Raw genomic sequence first — 17,801 nt, forward strand, 5'->3', positions numbered from 1 at the left:
GGGGATTGCCCCCTCCCTTCCCATGCTTTCGCATGGGCGCCTTCCCTCCCCCGCTTCGCGGGAGAGGGGCGATTTGCGATAGCCGGAACAGTCCCCTCTCCCGCAAAGCGGGGGAGGGTTAGGGAGGGGGCAGAAGCGCTCCCCTACTCCGCCGCGTGGCGATGGCCGGGGTGGCGGCCTTCACAGAATTCCTCGATCATTTTGCGGCAGAAGGCCGGAATGTCGTCGGGCTTGCGCGAGGTGACCAGACCATGGTCGGTCACCACCTGCTCGTCGACCCAGGTCGCGCCCGCGTTGCGCAGGTCGGTCTGCAGCGACGGCCAGGAGGTCATGCGCTTGCCGCGCACGCCGCCGGCGTCGATCAGCGTCCAGGGGCCGTGACAAATTGCGGCGATGGGACGATCCGAAGTCACGAAGCTCTTCACGAACTCGATCGCCTTCGGCTCCAGCCGCAGGCTGTCCGGATTCATCACGCCGCCCGGCAGCATCAGCGCGTCATAGCGGCCGGCATCGGCCTGGTCGAGCGTCACGTCGACATCGACCTTGTCGCCACGGTCATGGTGGTTCCAGCCCTGAATCTGCCCGCTTTTCGGGGCAACCACATGCACGGTGGCACCGGCGTCGCGCAGGGCCTTCACCGGCTCGGTCAGCTCCACCTGTTCGAAGCCGTCGGTGGCGAGAACGGCCACGGTTTTTCCATTGAGGTTCTTAGCCATGGAGGGGCTTCCTTCGCTGTTGGTTATGCCGCAGCAACCGGATTACCCCTGCATGGTTCCCTGGGAACTGTCCCGCAATTCCCATGTTGATTGTGACATACGAGACACACATCAACGATGGGAGCCCGAATCATGAGGTTCCAGACCCTATTGGCCGGCCTTGCGCTGGCAGCGACCCTGCCATTCGCCCACATCGAGTCGGTCCAGGCCGCGGATCCGCGCGCCGGCGACGATCTTGTCGGGCTCGAAGTGACCGGTCTGCTCGGCGAGGAGCTGGGCCAGATCGTTTCGGTTTCGCCCAGCGCCGACGGTAAGGACACCAGCATCCTGGTCGAGGCCAGCGGCATGCTGGATGTCGGCCACCGCTTCTTCACCGTCTCCCGCTCGCAACTGTCGCCGGGCGAGGACGTGGACACCGTCACCTACAAGAAGACCGCGCAGGACGTGATCCGCCGCATCCACAACGACACCCAGGTCGCGGAGCGCTGAACCGGCGCCCCGCGCGCCATACCGCGCCTCAGGCCGGTTCGTCGGGGTGGCAGGGTTTGCAGCCGGTGGGCCAGGGCTCGCCCAGATCCTCCACCACCATGCGCCAGGACTCCCCGTCCAGGCGGACGCAGCCGCCGCCGGCGAAATGCAGGGCGATCCCGCCCTCCATCGTCTCCATCGACAGCAATTCCAGGATCCGGCCGCGGTCCTTAAGATCGAAGCCGCGCAGCTTGGCGCCGGTCACCCCATCCACCCGCACGCCGCAATGGACCCGCTCGTAGGGGGCCAGATCGTCGTCGTCGGCGGAGGGACCGGGACGCGGGCGGTCGGCGGCTTCCCAGCGGAAGCGGTTGACGACCATGACGAACCGCTTGTCGTCGGGCTGGAAGCACATGTCGCCGACCGGAAGGATGGCGTCCTGCAGGCAAGCGGAGACGACCTTCAGATCCTCCTCGTCTTCGGCACGCAGGCGGATCGGGGTCATGGCTGAGGCCGTCATGATCGGGGGCACCTCTCGGGGAATGGCCAACCTTATCGGGATGGCGGGAGGGGCGCCCCCGCCGCTTACTCGTCGCCGCCGTGGATGCGTTCGATCTCCGCACCGCAGGCGGCCAGCTTCTCCTCCACCCGCTCATAGCCGCGGTCGAGATGGTAGACACGATTGACCATCGTCTCCCCCTCCGCCGCCAGCCCGGCGAGCACCAGCGACACCGAAGCGCGCAGGTCCGTCGCCATCACGGGCGCACCGGTCAGCCGCTCCACGCCGCGCACCAGGGCCGACGAGCCGTGGACCGTGATCCGCGCGCCCATGCGCGTCAACTCCGGCGCATGCATGAAGCGGTTCTCGAAGATCGTTTCCGTGATCATCGCCGCGCCCTTCGCCGTGCACATCAGGGCCATCATCTGGGCCTGAAGGTCGGTGGGGAAGCCCGGGAACGGCTCGGTCATCACATCGACACCGTGCAGTTCGCCATTGGCGCGCGAAACGCGGATCCCGTTCTCGATCTCCTCGAAGGCGACGCCGGCCGGAGCCAGCGCCTTGACCGCCGCTTTGATCAAATCGAGACGGGTGTTCATGATGTCAAGACGGCCACCGGTGATCGCAGCGGCCATGGCGTAGGTGCCGGTCTCGATGCGGTCGGCCACCACCATATGGCGGGCACCGTGCAGGCGGTCGACCCCCTCGATCACCAGCCGGTCGGTGCCGATGCCGGTGATCTTGGCGCCCATCCTGACCAGGCATTCGGCGAGGTCGGTCACTTCCGGCTCGCGCGCGGCGTTGACCAGGATGGTGGTGCCCTTGGCCAGGGTGGCGGCCATCAGCAGGTTCTCGGTCGCCCCCACCGACACCTTGGGGAAGACGTACTCCGCACCGCGCAGGCCGCCGGCCGGCGCCTTGGCGACGATGTAGCCCGCCTCGATCCGGATGTCGGCGCCCATCGCCTCCAGGCCCTTGATGTGCAGGTCCACCGGACGGGCGCCGATGGCGCAGCCGCCGGGCAGCGACACCTTGGCCTCGCCGCAGCGGGCCAGCAGCGGCCCCAGCACCAGCACGCTGGCGCGCATCTTGCGGACCAGATCGTAGGGGGCGGTGGTGTTGGTGACGTCGCGCGCGGTGAAGTCCACGGCACGGCCGGCACAATCGCCGCCGGCCCCGGCCATGTGGATCGCCACGCCGTGCTGCAACAGCAGATTGCAGAGCGTGTTGATGTCGGCCAGGATCGGCAGGTTGGTCAGCGTCAGCGTCTCGTCGGTGAGAAGCGACGCCGTCATCAGCGGCAGGGCGGCGTTCTTGGCGCCACCAACGGTGATGGAGCCGTTCAGCGGGCGGCCGCCGCGGATGCGGATCTTGTCCATGGACCTGTTTCTTTCGCGGATACGCCTTCGGAAAAGGCGTTCAGATTAGGAGTGCTCAGAGCCGGGGCAGCGTGACGCCCTTCTGCCCCATGTATTTGCCGGACTTGTCGGCGTAGGACACCTCGCACACGCTGTCGCCCTTCAGGAACAGGAACTGGCACAGCCCCTCGTTCGCGTAGACTTTGGCGGGCAGCGGCGTGGTGTTGGAGATCTCCAGCGTGACGTGGCCTTCCCACTCCGGCTCCAGCGGGGTGACGTTCACGATCAGGCCGCAGCGGGCATAGGTGCTCTTGCCCAGGCAGATGACCAGAACGTCGCGCGGGATGCGGAAATATTCCACCGTGCGGGCCAGCGCGAAGCTGTTGGGCGGGATGATGCAGACGTCGGTCTTGCGGTCGACGAAGCTCGAATCGTCGAAGCGCTTCGGGTCGACGATGGCATTGTCGACGTTGGTGAAGATCTTGAACTCGTCGGCGACCCGGGCGTCGTAGCCGTAGGACGACACGCCGTAGGAAATCACGCCTTCGCGCTTCTGGGTCTCGACGAAGGGCTCGATCATGCCCTTGGTCTCGGCCATCTCGCGGATCCAGCTGTCCGGCATGATGCCCATCGCGGGGGTACTCCTTGGCGTATCGATTGGGTGGAGGGGTGGTGAGGCTGGTTTGTAGCCGAGCGCGCGGCGAGGCTCAAGAAAAGCCGGGCCGCTTGTGGTGCATGGACGGTTCTTTATCACGGCGCTGGTCTTCCGCGCGCTCGCGGCTAAGCTTCGCCGCATGACACAGAGCTTCATCCTGTCCGTGACGGACACCCCCGCCCCGGCCGATCTGGCCGGCGTCTTCGACGGCCTGCGCGCCTACAACGAGGCGTCGCTCGGCCGCGCCTATGACCGCCGCGACTTGGTCGCCGTCGCCCGCGATGCGGACGGCGCGCTGAAGGGCGGGCTGGTCGGCTACACCAATTGGGACTGGCTGTATGTCGATTTGCTGTGGGTGGACGACTCCACCCGCGGCAGCGGCCTCGGCGGCCGATTGCTGGCCACGGCGGAGGCGGAGGCCAAGACCCGCGGCTGCCGCTGGTCGCGGCTCTACACCTACGACTTCCAGGCGCCCGGCTTCTACCCGAAGCAGGGCTATGAGGTGTGGGCGGAGATGGAGGGCTATCCGCCGGGGCACCGGCAGATCTGGTTCAGGAAGGATTTGGCTTAGGGTGTTGGATTGTGAGGGTGGGGGTCTAACGCCGCACCCGCCCCCTCACTCCCCCCGCTGCCGCGCCTGCTCCTTGCGCTTGCGCAGGTTCTCGCGCAGGCGGGCGGCGAGGCGTTCGTCGCGGGCCGACACCGCCGGCTTCGGCTTCACCGGTGCCGGCGGAGTGTTCAGCGTCTCGGCGGTGTCGTCCATCGGCGCGGCTCCGCCCGGGCTGTCAGTGATCGGAATGATGCAGGATCTGATCGCGCAGGCCGGTCTCGTAGCCGACGCCGGTCGCGGTCAGGATCGCGGCGCCGGGGGTGCGCTTCACGATGCCCTTGCGTTCCAGGATGGTCCAGACGGCATCGTTCTGCAGGCCGGTGGCATCCTTGGCGGCGACCACGGCATGGCCGAGGTGGAAGTGGTTGCCGTGCGCGTGCGGCAGGGAGGTGATCTGGAAGCCACCCTCCTCATCCTCGGCCGGAGCGTTCTCCAGACGCGCGATCTCCTGCAGAAGGGTCAGGGTGCGCAGCTGCAGCGGGTTCAGGTTCAGCGGGTTCTTCTTCGGGGGCATCGATGGTCTCATCGGTCCTGGTGTGTCGCGGTCGCGCAGTAGACCGGCAGGGCGGATCGGCTGTCAAGCGTGCGAACCGGTCATGGGAGAGGCTTGGATGGAGGCTGGCGCCCCGGTCGCCGCTGGGGCATAAGACCGTCGGACCATCGTCATATCAAGGTGTCGGACCATGACCATCCTCGTCACCGGGGCCGCCGGCTTCATCGGATCGCATGTCGCGGCTGCGCTGCTGGACCGCGGGGAGAGCGTGCTCGGCATCGACAACCTGAACGACTATTACGCCGTGGCGCTGAAGGAGGCGCGGCTGGCCCGGCTGACCGGCCGGCCCGGCTTCCGCTTCATCAGGGCCGACATCTCCGACCGCGCGACGGTGGAGGGGCTGTGGCCGCAGTTCGGCGACGTGACGGGCGTGGTCCATCTGGCAGCGCAGCCGGGCGTGCGCTATTCGATCGAGAACCCCTATGCCTATGTCGACGCCAACGTCACCGGTCAGGTGACGCTGCTGGAGGCGGCGCGGCGCATGCCGGATTTGCGGCATTTCGTCTACGCCTCCACCTCGTCCGTCTATGGCGCCAACCGCAAGATGCCCTTCTCGGTGGAGGACCGGGTGGACAGCCCGGTATCGGTCTATGCCGCCACCAAGAAGGCGGCGGAGATGCTGGCCTTCACCTATAGCCACCTCTACCAGCTGCCGATGACCGGCCTGCGCTTCTTCACCGTCTATGGCCCGTGGAGCCGCCCGGACATGGCGACCTGGCTGTTCGCCGACGCCATCACCGCCGGCCGGCCGATCCGCGTCTTCAACGGCGGCAAGATGAAGCGCGACTTCACCTATATCGACGACATCGTCTCAGGCGTGCTGGCCGCCCTCGACCGCCCGGCTCCGGTAGATGCCGAGACTGGCGCCCCGCACCGCGTCTTCAACCTGGGCAACAACCGGTGCGAGGAGCTGATGCGCTTCATCACCGTGCTGGAGCAGGCTTTCGGCCGCGAGGCCGTCAAGGTGATGGAGCCGATGCAGGCCGGCGACGTGCCGGAGACCGCCGCCGACATCGAGCTGAGCCGTCAGGTGCTGGGCTTCGAGCCGAAGACCCCGATCGAGATCGGCCTGCCCCGATTCGTGGAGTGGTACAAGGGCTATCACGGGATCCGGTGACGGCACGATCTTCCACCACCCTGGCTGGCATCATATACTGCGGCGCTCGAACCTGAAGCAGGCTTCCGAAGATCAGCATGACCGACAGCACCGACGCCGAAGCCGCCACCGAGACCGTCTCTCCCCCCTGCACTGCAGAGGCCATTCCGGAAGACGTGACGGAAGACGGGCCAGCCACCCTTGCCGCTTCACTGGCCGATGCCGAGGAGCGGATACGGCAGTTGACGGCAGAGCGCGACCGCTTCCGCTCCTCCTTCGACGCCTGTCTCGCCGCAATCGAGGCCGAGCGGCAGGAGCGCCGGGCCGCCGAAGCCGAACTGGAGCGGCTGCGCAACCCTCCGCTGCCCAGCATCCTCATCAACACCATGCCGAAATCCGGCAGCGTCTATATCCATAAGCACCTGGGCCAAGCCCTCGGCATGCCCTTCAGCAACCTCGGCAACGGCTATACGCTGGCCGATCAGGTGCAGTATTGGAGCGCGAAGTCCTTCATCGGGGCGAGCAGCATCGCGCAGAACCATTTCGAACCGTCGGACATCAACGTCCAGATTCTGGACCGGCTGGTCGGCCGCTGGATCCTGCACATCCGTGATCCGCGCCAGGCGTTGCTGAGCTGGGTGCATCACCTCGACCTGCTGAAGGCGGAAAATCGCGAGGATGCCCTTCTCTGGGTGACGCCGACGCCGCCAGCGGGATATTTCGATCTGGACCTGACGGACAAGATCGGCTGGAACATCGTCCATTATTCCCCGGCCCTGGTCGACTGGCTGCGCGGCTGGCTGAAGGTTTACGACCGGGGACGCTTCAACATCCTGCTGACGACCTACGATGAACTGATCACGGACGAGCATCGTCTGTTCGGCCGCATCCTCGACTTCCACGGCATTGCGCGGCAGCGCTTTCAGTTCACGCCCTTGCCGAAGGACCGTGGCGTGCATTTCCGCAAGGGCGATCCGGACGAATGGCGGTCGGTCTACACCCCGCCCCAGATCGAGGCCTGCAACGCGCTCCTCCCCGACCAGTTGCTGGAACGGTTCGGCTGGGTTCGCTGACCGCAAACGCCATGCATCGTCGCCTCCGGCCGGCATCCCGACGGCCTAGGGGCAAGTGCGTGACCGGCTCTACGCATCGGCACGGGGAAACGTGATACAAGGTCAGCCTTTGCGGCTGCCATTGACGACCGATCGCATGCCCTTCCCGACAACACCCGAGCCACCATGACCTCCACCGCCTATTCGTCCGCGCTGATCGGCGTCTTCCTGCTGTGTCTGGCCGTCGGCTGGTACCTGTCGACGCGGGTGCTGCGCTATCTGCTCGCCAGCAGCATCATGGACATCCCGAACGAGCGGTCGAGCCATCAGGCCCCCACCCCGCGCGGCGGCGGCTGGGCGGTGATGCTGACGGTGATGCCGGTCTTCGCCATCGCCGGGATCGCCTTCGGCCGGCCGCTGGAAGCCGGGGCGGTGCTGCTGGGCACGCTGGCGCTGATGGGGGTGTCGTGGATGGACGACCGGCGCACCCTGTCGCCGCTGCTGCGGCTGGCGGTGCAGGCGCTGGCGGTGGCCTTCGGGCTGCTGGCGCTGCCGTCCGACCAGCTGGTGTGGCAGGGCTGGCTGCCCTGGGGGCTGGACCGGGCAGCGACGGCCTTCCTGTGGCTGTGGTTCGTCAACCTCTACAATTTCATGGACGGGATCGACGGGCTGGCCGGCAGCGAGACCATCCTGATCGGCGGCGGCGTCGCGCTGGTGTCGCTGGTTGTGGGCGATTTCGGGCTGACCGGTGTCGCCGGGGCTGCGCTGGCCGGGGCGGCGGCCGGGTTCCTGACCCACAATTGGCGGCCGGCCCGCATGTTCATGGGCGATGTCGGCAGCATCCCGCTCGGCCATATCCTGGCCTTCCTGTTGGCCTCGCTGGCGGCGCGCGGCGATTGGGCGGCGGCGCTGATCCTGCCCGCCTATTACCTGACCGACGCCACCATCACGCTGCTGCGCCGGCTGTTGCGCGGCGAGAAGATCTGGCAGGCCCACCGCGAGCATTTCTATCAGAAGGCCGCCAAGGGTGCGGGCCGGCACGACCGCGTGGTGCTGACCATCATCGGCTACAGCCTCGTCCTCGTCGCCGCCGCGCTGGCCGCCAGGACCTTCGGCGCCTGGACGCTGGCGCCGGGCGCGGTCACGGTCGCGCTGCTGCTGGCGACGCTGACGCGCATGTCGAAGGCCTGATCCCCATGACCGCCACGTTCCTCGACCTCTCCGTCGTCCTTTACCACCCCGATCCCGACCTGCTGGCCCGCTCGCTCGCCACCATCGCCGCCGCCGCCGACCGGCTGGCCGAGGGTACCGGGGTGCAGACCCGGCTGTGGATCGTCGACAATGGCGCACCGAAGGGCAGCGAACCGGCGGCGAACCCGTTCCGGCCGCTGCTGGACCGCTATGCCGAGGCCGGCCGTCCGCCGGTGACGCTGATCGCCGGGCACGGCAATGTCGGCTACGGCGCCGGGCACAATCTGGCGATCCGGCAGGGCGATGCGCCTTACCACCTGATCCTGAACTACGACATCCTGCTTGAGCCCGACGCGCTGCTGGCCGGCTGGCGCTATATGGAGGCGCACCCGCGCACCGTGCTGCTGACGCCCAAGGTGTTCGGGCCGTCGGGAGAGCAGGAGTTCCTGTGCAAGCGCCGGCCGACCGTGCTGGATCTGGGTCTGCGCGCCTTCGCCCCGGCCTCCGTCAAGCGGATGTTCGCCAAGCGGCTGAACCGGTACGAGATGCGCGACGTCACCGGCGACAGCGTCGTCACCGGGCTGGAGCAGGTCAGCGGCGCCTTCATGCTGTTCCGGCGCGACGCTCTGACCCGGCTCGGCGGGTTCGACGACGGCTATTTTCTGTATTTCGAGGATTTCGACCTGTCGCGCCGAGCGATGGCGCTGGGCGAGATCGCCTATGTGCCGGACGTGCGCATGGTGCATTTCGGCGGCAAGGCGGCGCGCAAGGGCCGCGCGCATATCCGCATGTTCGCCCGCTCGGCCCTACGCTTTTTCAACACCCACGGATGGCGGCTGGTCTGAGCTGTGCGACTTCCGCAGCCCCGGCCGGCCGCGGGTCTTCAGCAGCAGCGGGTTCCAGGCGATCATGCGGGCGACCTGCCCCAGCGTCGCCTTGCGGTCGCGTTGGATGACGCGGCGCTTGGCCATCATGCGCGGCAGGCCGCACAGCGCGTCGCGGATGCCGCGGCCGATGGCGCCGGTGCGCCCGCTGCCCAGGCTGCGGAACACCAGATAGACAACCAGCAGCGCATGGCCGGCGAAGGCCAGCGGCAGCAACGGCAGCGGCATGTTCTTCACCATCGTCCACACCAGATTGCGGACGCCGTGATACTGGGCGAAGGTGCCATACTGCTTGGACACGCCGCTGCTGACATGCTCCACGACAGCGTCGCCGACCTGCACCGCCGGACCGCCGTTCAGACGGATGCGGAAGCCGAGGTCGACATCCTCGCAATAACAGAAGAAATCCTCGTCGAAACCGCCGACCGCCTCGAAACAATCGCGCCGGTACATGGCGGCGGCAGCGCAGGGCGAGAAGACTTCACCGCTGTAATAGGGCGGCTTCAGCATGCGACGATAATTGACCCGCCAGGCGAAGCCGAAAATGGAATACTGGTCGCCCTCGCCGTCGATCATGCGGGGGTCGTGCGAGAAGAGCTGGGTCGAGCCGAACATCGCCACGTCGGGCTGCGCACGGGCGGCGGCCTGCAGCCGCTCCATCCAGTCGCGGCGCGGGAAGGCGTCGGGGTTCAGCGTGACGATCCAGGGGACAGTGGCGCCGGCGGCGCCGATGTTGTTGGCCTTGGCGAAACCGACATTGCTGTCCAGCCGGACCATGCGGAACCGCGGATCGGCGGGCAAGGCGATTCCGTCGACGTCCTTCGACGCGTTGTCGACGATCACCACCTCGAAGGCGGGGTCGGTCTGGTCGAGCAGACAGCCAATGACGCGATTGACGAAGTCGGCGCAGTTAAAGCTGACGATGATGATCCGGCTGTGCCGATCATTTGCACCGTCCACAATGTGTGACATGTCTTGGTAGCGTCCTTATTCACGCGTCCCTATTCAGCTTATAGCCATTCCCACCACCAACCGAAAGCTGGAAAAGGGTTCTGGGACTTTGCGCCGTGGCGTCACCTGGCCAAACCGGATACTAAGGCATGGTTCGATCCATGATACGATACCAGCCCGGACACCCCTGCCCATGCGCGTTCTCCTGACCGGCGCCACCGGCTTCGTCGGCCGCCACACCGTCCCGCTGCTGGCCGCCCGCGGACATATGGTGCGCGCCGCCCTGCGCACCAGCAAGGAAGGGCCGTGGGAGCCGGCAGTGGTCGGCGACATCGGTCCCGACACCGACTGGACCGCGGCGCTCAAAGACGTCGACGCGGTGATCCATATGGCGGCCCGCGTCCATGTGATGCGCGACAAGGCCGCCGACCCGCTGGCGGAGTTCCGCCGCGTCAACACCGCCGGCACCGTCCGGCTGGCGGAGCAGGCGGCGGCGGCCGGGGTCAAGCGCTTCGTCTTCCTCAGCAGCATCAAGGCGATGGTGGACGAAAGCCGCCCCACCCCACTGGACGCCGCGATGCCGCCCGACCCGCACAGCCCCTACGGCATCTCCAAGCTGGAGGCCGAGCGGGCGCTGGCCGCGATTTCCGCCCGCACCGGCATGGAGGTGGCTGTGATCCGGCCGCCGCTGGTCTACGGCCCCGGCGCCGCCGGCAACATGCGGGCACTGGTGAAGCTGGTGGCGACCGGCCTGCCGCTGCCGCTGGGCGGCATCCACAACCGGCGGAGCCTGATCTATGTCGGCAATCTCGCCGACGCGGTGGTGACGGTGCTGGAACATCCGGATGCCGCCGGCGGGACCTTCCTGGTCCAGGACGGAGAGCCGGTTTCGACCGCCGATCTGGTGCGCGCCATCGCCGCGGCGCTGGGCCGGCCGGCGCGGCTGCTCCCGGTGCCGCGCGGCCTGATGGCGCTGGGGGCAGCGCTGACCGGCACGCGCGCGGTGTTCGACCGGCTGGCCGGCACGCTGACGGTGGATGACGGACCCATCCGTAAAAGGCTCGGCTGGCGCCCGCCCCATGACCTTGCGTCCGGGTTGCGCGCCACCGCGGAATGGTTCAAAGCTTCCCGCGGCTGATCACCCGGCCGGATCGGCGATGGCCGGCTTCGGCCCCCGGTTCTCAAGGCCGAACGAATGAACAAGGTTTAGCGGCATGCGTATCCCGTCCGCACGGGCATCCCTGGTTTTCCTGCATGATCTGGTGATGACCGGGGTCGCCCTGGTCGTCGCCCTGTATCTGCGGGTGGGTGGCTCCGCCTTCGGTCTGTATTTCGATGCGCTGGTCATCGCGCTGCCGACGCTGGTCGGCATTTCGGCAGCCGTTTTCGTGCTGTTCGGGCTGTACCGCGGCATCTGGCGCTACGCCTCCATCCCCGATCTGATGCAGGTGGTGCGCGCCGTCACGGTGGCGGTGCTGTGCTTTGTGCTGGCGATGTTCCTGCTGACGCGCGCGGAGCTGCTGCCACGCTCCCTGCCGCCGATCCTGTGGCTGGTGCAGATGCTTCTGCTCGGCGGGCCGCGCTTCGCCTACCGCTTCATGAAGGACCGCCGCTTCAGCTGGGCCGAAGCGGTGGAGGGCGTGCCGCGCATTCCCGTCCTGCTGCTGGGCGTCGGCGACGCGGCGGAGCTGTTCATCCGCTCGCTCGACCAGCCGGGGCAGTCGGCCTACCGCGTCGTCGGCATCCTGGACGACAAGGGCCGGCGCATCGGCCATGCGGTGCGCGGCGTGCCGGTGCTGGGCGGCCCCGACGATCTCGAACAGGTGGTTCAGACGCTGGAGCGCAAGGGCGAACGGCCGCAGCGGCTGATCGTCACCAAGGGCAATGCCGAGCTGAAGGGATCGACCCTGCGCAGCCTGCTCGACCGGGCGGAGGCGCAGGGGCTCGTGATGTCCCGCCTGCCCAGCCTGACCGAGTTCAAATCGGCACTCGGCGAAGGCAAGGGTGTGGAGGTGCGGCCCATCGCGCTGGAGGATCTGCTGGGACGGCCGCAGGCGGTGCTGGATCGCGGCGCCATCTCCGGGCTGATCGGCGGGCGGCGGGTGATCGTCACCGGCGCCGGCGGCACCATCGGCAGCGAGTTGGTCCGCCAGATCGCCACGCTGGGGCCGGAGCGGCTGATCCTGCTCGATGCCGGGGAGTTCAACCTCTACAGCATCGAGATGGAGGTGCGGGAGAAATTCCCCGGCCTCGACACCCGCGCGGTGATCGCCGACGTGCGCGACCGCGACCGCGTCATGCGCCTGTTCCAGGACGAGCGCCCGGCCCTGGTCTTCCATGCCGCGGCGCTGAAGCATGTACCGCTGGTGGAGGCCAACCCGTGCGAGGGCGCGCTGACCAACGTCATCGGCACCCGCAACGTGGCGGACGCGGCGCGCGCCGCCGGCTGCCTCGCCATGGTGCTGATTTCCACCGACAAGGCGATCCGCCCGACCAGCGTGATGGGCGCGGCCAAGCGCTTCGCCGAGACCTATTGCCAGGCGCTGGACGTCCTGCCGCCGCGCGACGCGACGGAACAGGCCACCCGCTACATGACCGTGCGCTTCGGCAATGTGCTGGGCTCCTCCGGCTCGGTGGTGCCGCTGTTCACCCGCCAACTGGCGAATGGCGGCCCGCTGACCGTCACCCATCCCGACATGCGCCGCTATTTCATGACGGTCCGCGAGGCGGTGGAGCTGGTGCTGCAGGCCTCCGCCCACGGCGCCACGCGCGCGGAGGACCGCGGCAAGATCCTGGTGCTGGATATGGGCGAGCCGGTGAAGATCGCCGATCTCGCCCGCCAGATGATCCGTCTGGCCGGCTACCGGCCCGGCGTCGACATCGAGATCGCCTATACCGGCCTGCGGCCCGGCGAGAAGCTGTTCGAGGAAATCCTGACCGCGGCGGAGGCGCCGAGCCGCACCGAGGCCGACGGCGTCTTCCTCGCCTCCCCCCGCCTGATCGACTATGCGCTGATCAACCGGGCCGTGGGGGAGCTGGAGGCGGCGGCGCGGGCCGGCGACGGCGAGCGGGTTCTGTCGATCCTGGGCACCGTGGTGCCCGATTTCCGTGCCGAGGCGGTGCTTCCGTCCGCCGCGACGCAGGCGTGAGTCAGGCGCTTGTTCGGAGCGCGAAAAAAAGTGGGTCGCGGGGTGATTTTAAGCGCTTGCATCCCCCAAAGGCCTGTGGCATAACCCGCGCCACTTCGGGGGGCGGCCAAGCCTGGACGCCTCACCCGGACGCATCGCCCCGGCGATGATCGGTTATCGGGGCTGCCGTAGCTCAGTGGTAGAGCACTCCCTTGGTAAGGGAGAGGTCGAGAGTTCAATCCTCTCTGGCAGCACCATTCCTCCGATCCTGTGATCAGGCGTTCGTATCCGGCGCTGCCGTAGCTCAGTGGTAGAGCACTCCCTTGGTAAGGGAGAGGTCGAGAGTTCAATCCTCTCTGGCAGCACCATTCCTCTTTAAAAAACTCTCTTAAAAATCAGCGCATCGCTTCCTTGACCTTGCCGCCGAAAGGCCGCAAGAAACGCGCGCTACCGCTTTGCGGTCGCGGGTTCGTTTCGGGAGGATGTCACCATGGCCGGCAACAGCTTCGGCACGCTTTTCCGCTTCACCACCTGGGGCGAGAGCCACGGTCCGGCCATCGGCGTCGTCGTGGACGGCTGCCCGTCGCTGATCGACCTCGTCGCGGAAACCGACATCCAGCCCTGGATGGACAAGCGCCGTCCCGGCCAGTCGCGCTACACCACCCAGCGCCAGGAACCCGACCAAGTGAAGATCCTGTCCGGCGTGTTCGAGGGCAAGACGACCGGCACGCCGATCTCGCTGCTGATCGAGAACACCGACCAGCGGTCCAAGGACTACAGCGACATCGCCGGGAAATTCCGCCCCGGCCATGCCGACTACACCTACTGGCAGAAGTACGGCATCCGCGATTACCGCGGCGGCGGTCGCTCCTCGGCGCGGGAAACCGCCTGCCGGGTCGCCGCCGGCGCGGTGGCGCGCAAGGTGCTGGGCTCCGCCATCCAGGTGCGCGGCGCGCTGGTGCAGATCGGCCCGCACAGGATCGACCGCAGCCGCTGGGACTGGGCGGAGATCGACAACAACCCCTTCTTCTGCCCCGACCCGGTCGCGGCCACGCAATGGGCCGAGTATCTCGACGGCATCCGCAAGAGCGGCTCGTCGGTCGGCGCGGTGGTGGAACTGGTGGCATCCGGCGTTCCGGTGGGGCTGGGCGACCCGCTCTATGACAAGCTGGACAGCGACCTCGCCTGCGCGATGATGACGATCAACGCGGTGAAGGGTGTGGAGATCGGCAACGGCTTCGCCGCCGCGGAACTGACCGGCGAGCTGAATGCCGACGAGATGCGCATGGGCGCCGACGGCCAGCCGCAGTTCCTGTCCAACAATGCCGGCGGCATCCTGGGCGGCATCTCCACCGGGCAGGACATCGTCCTGCGCTTCGCGGTGAAGCCGACCAGTTCGATCCTGACCCCGCGCCAGACGGTGGACACCGCCGGCAACGACACCGACATCCTGACCAAGGGCCGCCACGACCCCTGCGTCGGCATCCGTGCCGTCCCCGTGGGCGAGGCGATGATGGCCTGCGTGCTGGCCGACCATTTGCTGCGGCGGCGGGCGGAACGGCGGGAGTGACCACCCCATGCCCGCCCGCCGCCACGGACAGCGCCTGATCCTCGCCCTGGCGATGCTGGCGGTCATCGCCCCTGGCGCCGCCCCGGCGGCTTCGGCGGCCGACAAGCCCTTCCAGGAGTTCGACGAGACCTTCAAGTCCTGGAAGCTCTACTGTCAGCTCTGGACCGGCACGCGGCAGGTGGAGTGCGAGTTGACCGCCCGCGGCACCAACGACCGCACCGCCCGGCTGGTCTGGCTGCGCTCCACCGAAAAATGGCGCGAGGGGCTGCGCTTCCGCGTGGCCGGCGAATCACTGGACCTCGACAAGCTGGTGCGGGTCTGGGCCGACCGGGCGGTGTTCAAGCCCGATTCCCCCTGCAAGCCCTACCGGTTCGAGACCAACACCTGCGCCGTGACCGATCCCGACATCAACCGCCGCATGGTGGAGAAGATGGCGCCGGCCCCGGAAGTCTCCATCGTCGGCCAGTCGCCGGCCGGCGAGAAGACGGAGGTTCGTTTCCCCCTCGCCGGCTTCCGCGAGGCGCTGGAACGCAGCGACGCCATCCGGGCGATGGCGGGCAGATCATGGGCGACCAGACCTGATGGCGATTGATCCCTATATAGCCCTACCAGCGACAAGAACCGACGGATCCCCCGCCCAGTGACCGACAGCCATTTCCCCGGCAAGGACGCCATCCTCGCCTTCATCCGGTCCAGCACCACCCCGGTCGGCAAGCGCGAGATCGCCCGCGCCTTCAAGCTGTCCGGATCAGCCGACCGCGAGATGCTGAAGGATCTGCTGCGCGAATTGGAGGCCGACGGCGCGGTGGAGCGTGGCCGCAACAAGCGCATGGCCCCGCCGCAGGCCCTGCCGGCGGTCGCCGTGCTGCTGGTCACCGGCGCCGATGCGGACGGCGAGTTGTCGGCCCGTCCGCTGACATGGACCGGCGAGGGCGACCCGCCGCGCATCTTCCTGCTGCCGGAAAAGAAGTCACGGGGTGAGGACAAGCCGCTGGCGGTCGGCGACACGCTGCTGGCGAAGCTCGCCCGCATCAACGACCGCCTCTATGAGGGCCGCGTCATCCGCCGGATAGACGGCGAGCGCGAGGGCCGCATCCTCGGCGTCTACCGGCCGAGCGCCGATGGCGGGCGCATCCACCCGACCGACCGCCGCCACAAGACCGAGTTCCTGGTGCTGCCGCCCAACCGCGGCGACGCCGAAGCGGGCGACCTCGTCTTCGCCGACATCCTGCCGGCCGGGCGCGCCGGCCAGCCGCAGGCCCGCGTAGTGGAGCGTCTCGGCTCCACCGACGAGCCGCGCGCCTTCAGCCTGATCGCCATCCACGCCCACGGCATCCCCACCGCCTTCCCGCATGCCGCCTTGCGCGAGGCGGAACTGGCGGCGGTGCCGGCGCTGATGCAGCGCGAGGATCTGCGCGACATTCCGCTGGTGACCATTGACGGCGCCGATGCCCGCGACTTCGACGACGCGGTGTGGGCCGGGCCGGACAGCGACCCGGAGAATCCGGAAGGCTGGCACCTGATCGTCGCCATCGCCGATGTATCCTATTACGTACGCCCCGGATCGGCGCTGGACCGGACGGCGTACGAGCGCGGCAACTCGGTGTACTTCCCCGACCGCGTTGTGCCGATGCTGCCGGAAGCGCTGTCGAACGGGCTGTGTTCGCTCCGGCCGGGGGAGGATCGCGCCTGTCTGGCCTTCCACCTGTGGATCGACCGCAACGGTGTGCTGATCCGGCACCGGCTGGTCCGCGGACTCATGCGGTCGGCGGCACGGCTGACCTATGAACAGGTGCAGGATTGCCACGAGGGCCGGCCGGACGAGGTGACGGCGCCGCTGGCCGACGGCGTCATTGCCCCGCTGTTCGGCGCCTACGCCCGGCTGGCCGCCGCCCGCGCCAAACGCGGCACGCTGGAACTGGACCTGCCCGAACGCCGGGTGCGGATCGACGAGCGCGGCCGGGTCGCCGAGATCGCCAAGCGCGACCGCCAAGACAGCCACAGGCTGATCGAGGAGTTCATGATCGCCGCCAACGTCGCGGCGGCGGAGGTGCTGGAAGGGCGCAGCATGCCCGGTCTCTACCGCATCCACGACCGCCCCTCCATGGACAAGATGGAGGCGCTGCGCGGCTTTCTGGCGGAGATCGGCCATCCGCTGGTCAAGAGCGCCGACCTGACGCCCAACCACTTCACCCGCATCCTGCGCAAGGTGGAAGGCACATCGCACGCGCCGCTGGTCAGCGAGGTGATCCTGCGCGCCCAGGCCCAGGCCGCCTACAGCCCGGACAACATCGGCCATTTCGGGCTGGCGCTGCACCGCTACGCCCATTTCACCTCGCCGATCCGCCGCTATGCCGACCTGATCGTCCACCGGGCGCTGATCCGCACGCTGGGGCTGGGCGTCGGCGGGCTGGACGACGAGACGCTGGGCCGGCTGGCGGAGATCGGCGAGCATCTGTCCGGCACCGAACGCCGTGCCGCGGCGGCGGAACGCGACGCGGTGGACCGCTACACCGCCGCCTTCCTGGCCGACCGGGTGGGGGAACGCTTCAGCGGCCGGATTTCCGGCGTCAGCCGCTTCGGGCTGTTCGTCCGGCTGGACGAAAGCGGCGCCGACGGGCTGATCCCGGCCAGCAGCCTGCCCGACGACAGGTACGATCACGACGAGGCCGCACACGCGCTGGTCGGACAGCGTACGGGGCGGACCTACCGCCTCAGCAGCCCGGTCAAGGTGGTGCTGGTGGAGGCCGATCCGGTCAGCGGCAGCACGCTCTTCCGGCTGGCCGACTCAGGCTGACGACTCGGGGGACCGCTGACTCCGTTGCATAAAGGCAACGCTTAAGCAATGTGGCCGAATCGTGGCCCGGCCAAGCTTTGGCCACACCCCCACCATACCAGCGTGACCTTGGCGACACAGAATCGGACAATCCGCGACATTGTGGTGCAGCCCGCAATTTTGTCCCGCCCGACCTCCTGAACGAAGGTGTATCTATCACCCATCCGGGATCGGCAACATCCTCGTCCGGTCCGGCTGCAGGAAAGGGAGGCCGCGGTTCGCCCCATGGCCCAG

The 17,801-nt window shown here is 68.0% G+C and carries 18 protein-coding genes and 2 tRNA genes; 13 read left to right on the forward strand and 7 right to left on the reverse strand.

The genetic code is table 11. The features are described from left to right. Window positions 1–143: 143 nt before the first annotated feature. Window positions 144–716, reverse strand: a complete 573-nt coding sequence (locus tag B9N97_RS22795) for a type 1 glutamine amidotransferase domain-containing protein (RefSeq protein ID WP_085089988.1) — start codon at window positions 714–716, stop codon at window positions 144–146. A gap of 132 nt (window positions 717–848) precedes the next feature. On the opposite strand from B9N97_RS22795, the gene B9N97_RS22800 reads away from it, so the two are divergent. After that, complete coding sequence (locus B9N97_RS22800) at window positions 849–1,205, forward strand: hypothetical protein (RefSeq protein WP_085089989.1); 357 nt, start codon at window positions 849–851, stop codon at window positions 1,203–1,205. Window positions 1,206–1,233: 28 nt separating this feature from the next. Here B9N97_RS22800 and B9N97_RS22805 read toward each other — a convergent pair whose 3' ends face one another. The 3 genes from B9N97_RS22805 to dcd form a co-directional block, all read right to left on the reverse strand. After that, window positions 1,234–1,704: a DUF2948 family protein gene (locus B9N97_RS22805; RefSeq protein ID WP_085089990.1), complete on the reverse strand. Its 471-nt coding sequence runs from the start codon at window positions 1,702–1,704 to the stop codon at window positions 1,234–1,236. Between the two features lie 65 nt (window positions 1,705–1,769). Beyond that, the gene (gene murA / locus B9N97_RS22810) at window positions 1,770–3,062 is read right to left on the reverse strand and encodes a UDP-N-acetylglucosamine 1-carboxyvinyltransferase (RefSeq protein ID WP_085089991.1); all 1,293 of its coding nucleotides are present in this window, start codon (window positions 3,060–3,062) and stop codon (window positions 1,770–1,772) included. 55 nt (window positions 3,063–3,117) lie between these two features. Next, window positions 3,118–3,672, reverse strand: coding sequence for a dCTP deaminase (dcd, locus tag B9N97_RS22815; protein WP_014248468.1), 555 nt, complete (start codon window positions 3,670–3,672; stop codon window positions 3,118–3,120). Window positions 3,673–3,835: 163 nt separating this feature from the next. Here dcd and B9N97_RS22820 point away from each other — a divergent pair, with 163 nt between their 5' ends. Next, a complete protein-coding gene (locus B9N97_RS22820; protein ID WP_085090718.1) occupies window positions 3,836–4,267 on the forward strand; it encodes a GNAT family N-acetyltransferase in 432 nt (143 codons plus the stop codon). A 45-nt stretch (window positions 4,268–4,312) separates the two neighbouring features. Here B9N97_RS22820 and B9N97_RS35740 read toward each other — a convergent pair whose 3' ends face one another. Continuing rightward, a complete protein-coding gene (locus B9N97_RS35740; protein WP_167393344.1) occupies window positions 4,313–4,459 on the reverse strand; it encodes a hypothetical protein in 147 nt (48 codons plus the stop codon). Window positions 4,460–4,481: 22 nt separating this feature from the next. Then, the gene (locus tag B9N97_RS22825) at window positions 4,482–4,820 is read right to left on the reverse strand and encodes a hypothetical protein (RefSeq protein ID WP_085089992.1); all 339 of its coding nucleotides are present in this window, start codon (window positions 4,818–4,820) and stop codon (window positions 4,482–4,484) included. A gap of 169 nt (window positions 4,821–4,989) precedes the next feature. On the opposite strand from B9N97_RS22825, the gene B9N97_RS22830 reads away from it, so the two are divergent. The 4 genes from B9N97_RS22830 (at window position 4,990) to B9N97_RS22845 (ending at window position 9,043) form a co-directional block, all read left to right on the forward strand. Beyond that, complete coding sequence (locus tag B9N97_RS22830) at window positions 4,990–5,976, forward strand: SDR family NAD(P)-dependent oxidoreductase (protein ID WP_085089993.1); 987 nt, start codon at window positions 4,990–4,992, stop codon at window positions 5,974–5,976. Window positions 5,977–6,053: 77 nt separating this feature from the next. Next, window positions 6,054–7,028 carry a sulfotransferase domain-containing protein gene (locus B9N97_RS22835; protein ID WP_085089994.1) on the forward strand — a complete coding sequence of 325 codons (975 nt, stop codon included), beginning with the start codon at window positions 6,054–6,056 and terminating at the stop codon, window positions 7,026–7,028. Between the two features lie 165 nt (window positions 7,029–7,193). After that, window positions 7,194–8,198 carry an MraY family glycosyltransferase gene (locus B9N97_RS22840; protein ID WP_085089995.1) on the forward strand — a complete coding sequence of 335 codons (1,005 nt, stop codon included), beginning with the start codon at window positions 7,194–7,196 and terminating at the stop codon, window positions 8,196–8,198. A gap of 5 nt (window positions 8,199–8,203) precedes the next feature. Further along, window positions 8,204–9,043: a glycosyltransferase family 2 protein gene (locus B9N97_RS22845; protein ID WP_085089996.1), complete on the forward strand. Its 840-nt coding sequence runs from the start codon at window positions 8,204–8,206 to the stop codon at window positions 9,041–9,043. On the opposite strand, the gene B9N97_RS22850 is transcribed toward B9N97_RS22845, so the two are convergent. Beyond that, entirely contained in the window at window positions 9,005–10,054 is a 1,050-nt protein-coding gene (locus tag B9N97_RS22850; protein WP_085089997.1) for a glycosyltransferase family 2 protein, read from the reverse strand. The genes B9N97_RS22845 and B9N97_RS22850 overlap by 39 nt on opposite strands. Before the next feature lie 172 nt (window positions 10,055–10,226). Here B9N97_RS22850 and B9N97_RS22855 point away from each other — a divergent pair, with 172 nt between their 5' ends. From B9N97_RS22855 to rnr, 7 genes are all read left to right on the forward strand, one after another. Further along, complete coding sequence (locus B9N97_RS22855) at window positions 10,227–11,171, forward strand: UDP-glucose 4-epimerase family protein (protein ID WP_085089998.1); 945 nt, start codon at window positions 10,227–10,229, stop codon at window positions 11,169–11,171. Between the two features lie 76 nt (window positions 11,172–11,247). After that, window positions 11,248–13,182, forward strand: a complete 1,935-nt coding sequence (locus tag B9N97_RS22860; protein WP_085089999.1) for a polysaccharide biosynthesis protein — start codon at window positions 11,248–11,250, stop codon at window positions 13,180–13,182. A gap of 161 nt (window positions 13,183–13,343) precedes the next feature. Further along, window positions 13,344–13,418, forward strand: a tRNA-Thr gene (locus B9N97_RS22865). A gap of 36 nt (window positions 13,419–13,454) precedes the next feature. Beyond that, window positions 13,455–13,529, forward strand: a tRNA-Thr gene (locus B9N97_RS22870). A gap of 122 nt (window positions 13,530–13,651) precedes the next feature. Next, window positions 13,652–14,731, forward strand: a complete 1,080-nt coding sequence (gene aroC, locus B9N97_RS22875; protein WP_085090000.1) for a chorismate synthase — start codon at window positions 13,652–13,654, stop codon at window positions 14,729–14,731. Window positions 14,732–14,738: 7 nt separating this feature from the next. Next, a complete protein-coding gene (locus B9N97_RS22880) occupies window positions 14,739–15,323 on the forward strand; it encodes an invasion associated locus B family protein (protein ID WP_085090001.1) in 585 nt (194 codons plus the stop codon). A gap of 48 nt (window positions 15,324–15,371) precedes the next feature. Beyond that, a complete protein-coding gene (gene rnr, locus B9N97_RS22885) occupies window positions 15,372–17,528 on the forward strand; it encodes a ribonuclease R (RefSeq protein ID WP_085090002.1) in 2,157 nt (718 codons plus the stop codon). Window positions 17,529–17,801: the final 273 nt, after the last annotated feature.

Source organism: Azospirillum oryzae, from assembly GCF_900177515.1.
In the GTDB taxonomy this organism is placed as follows: Bacteria; Pseudomonadota; Alphaproteobacteria; order Azospirillales; family Azospirillaceae; genus Azospirillum; species Azospirillum oryzae_A.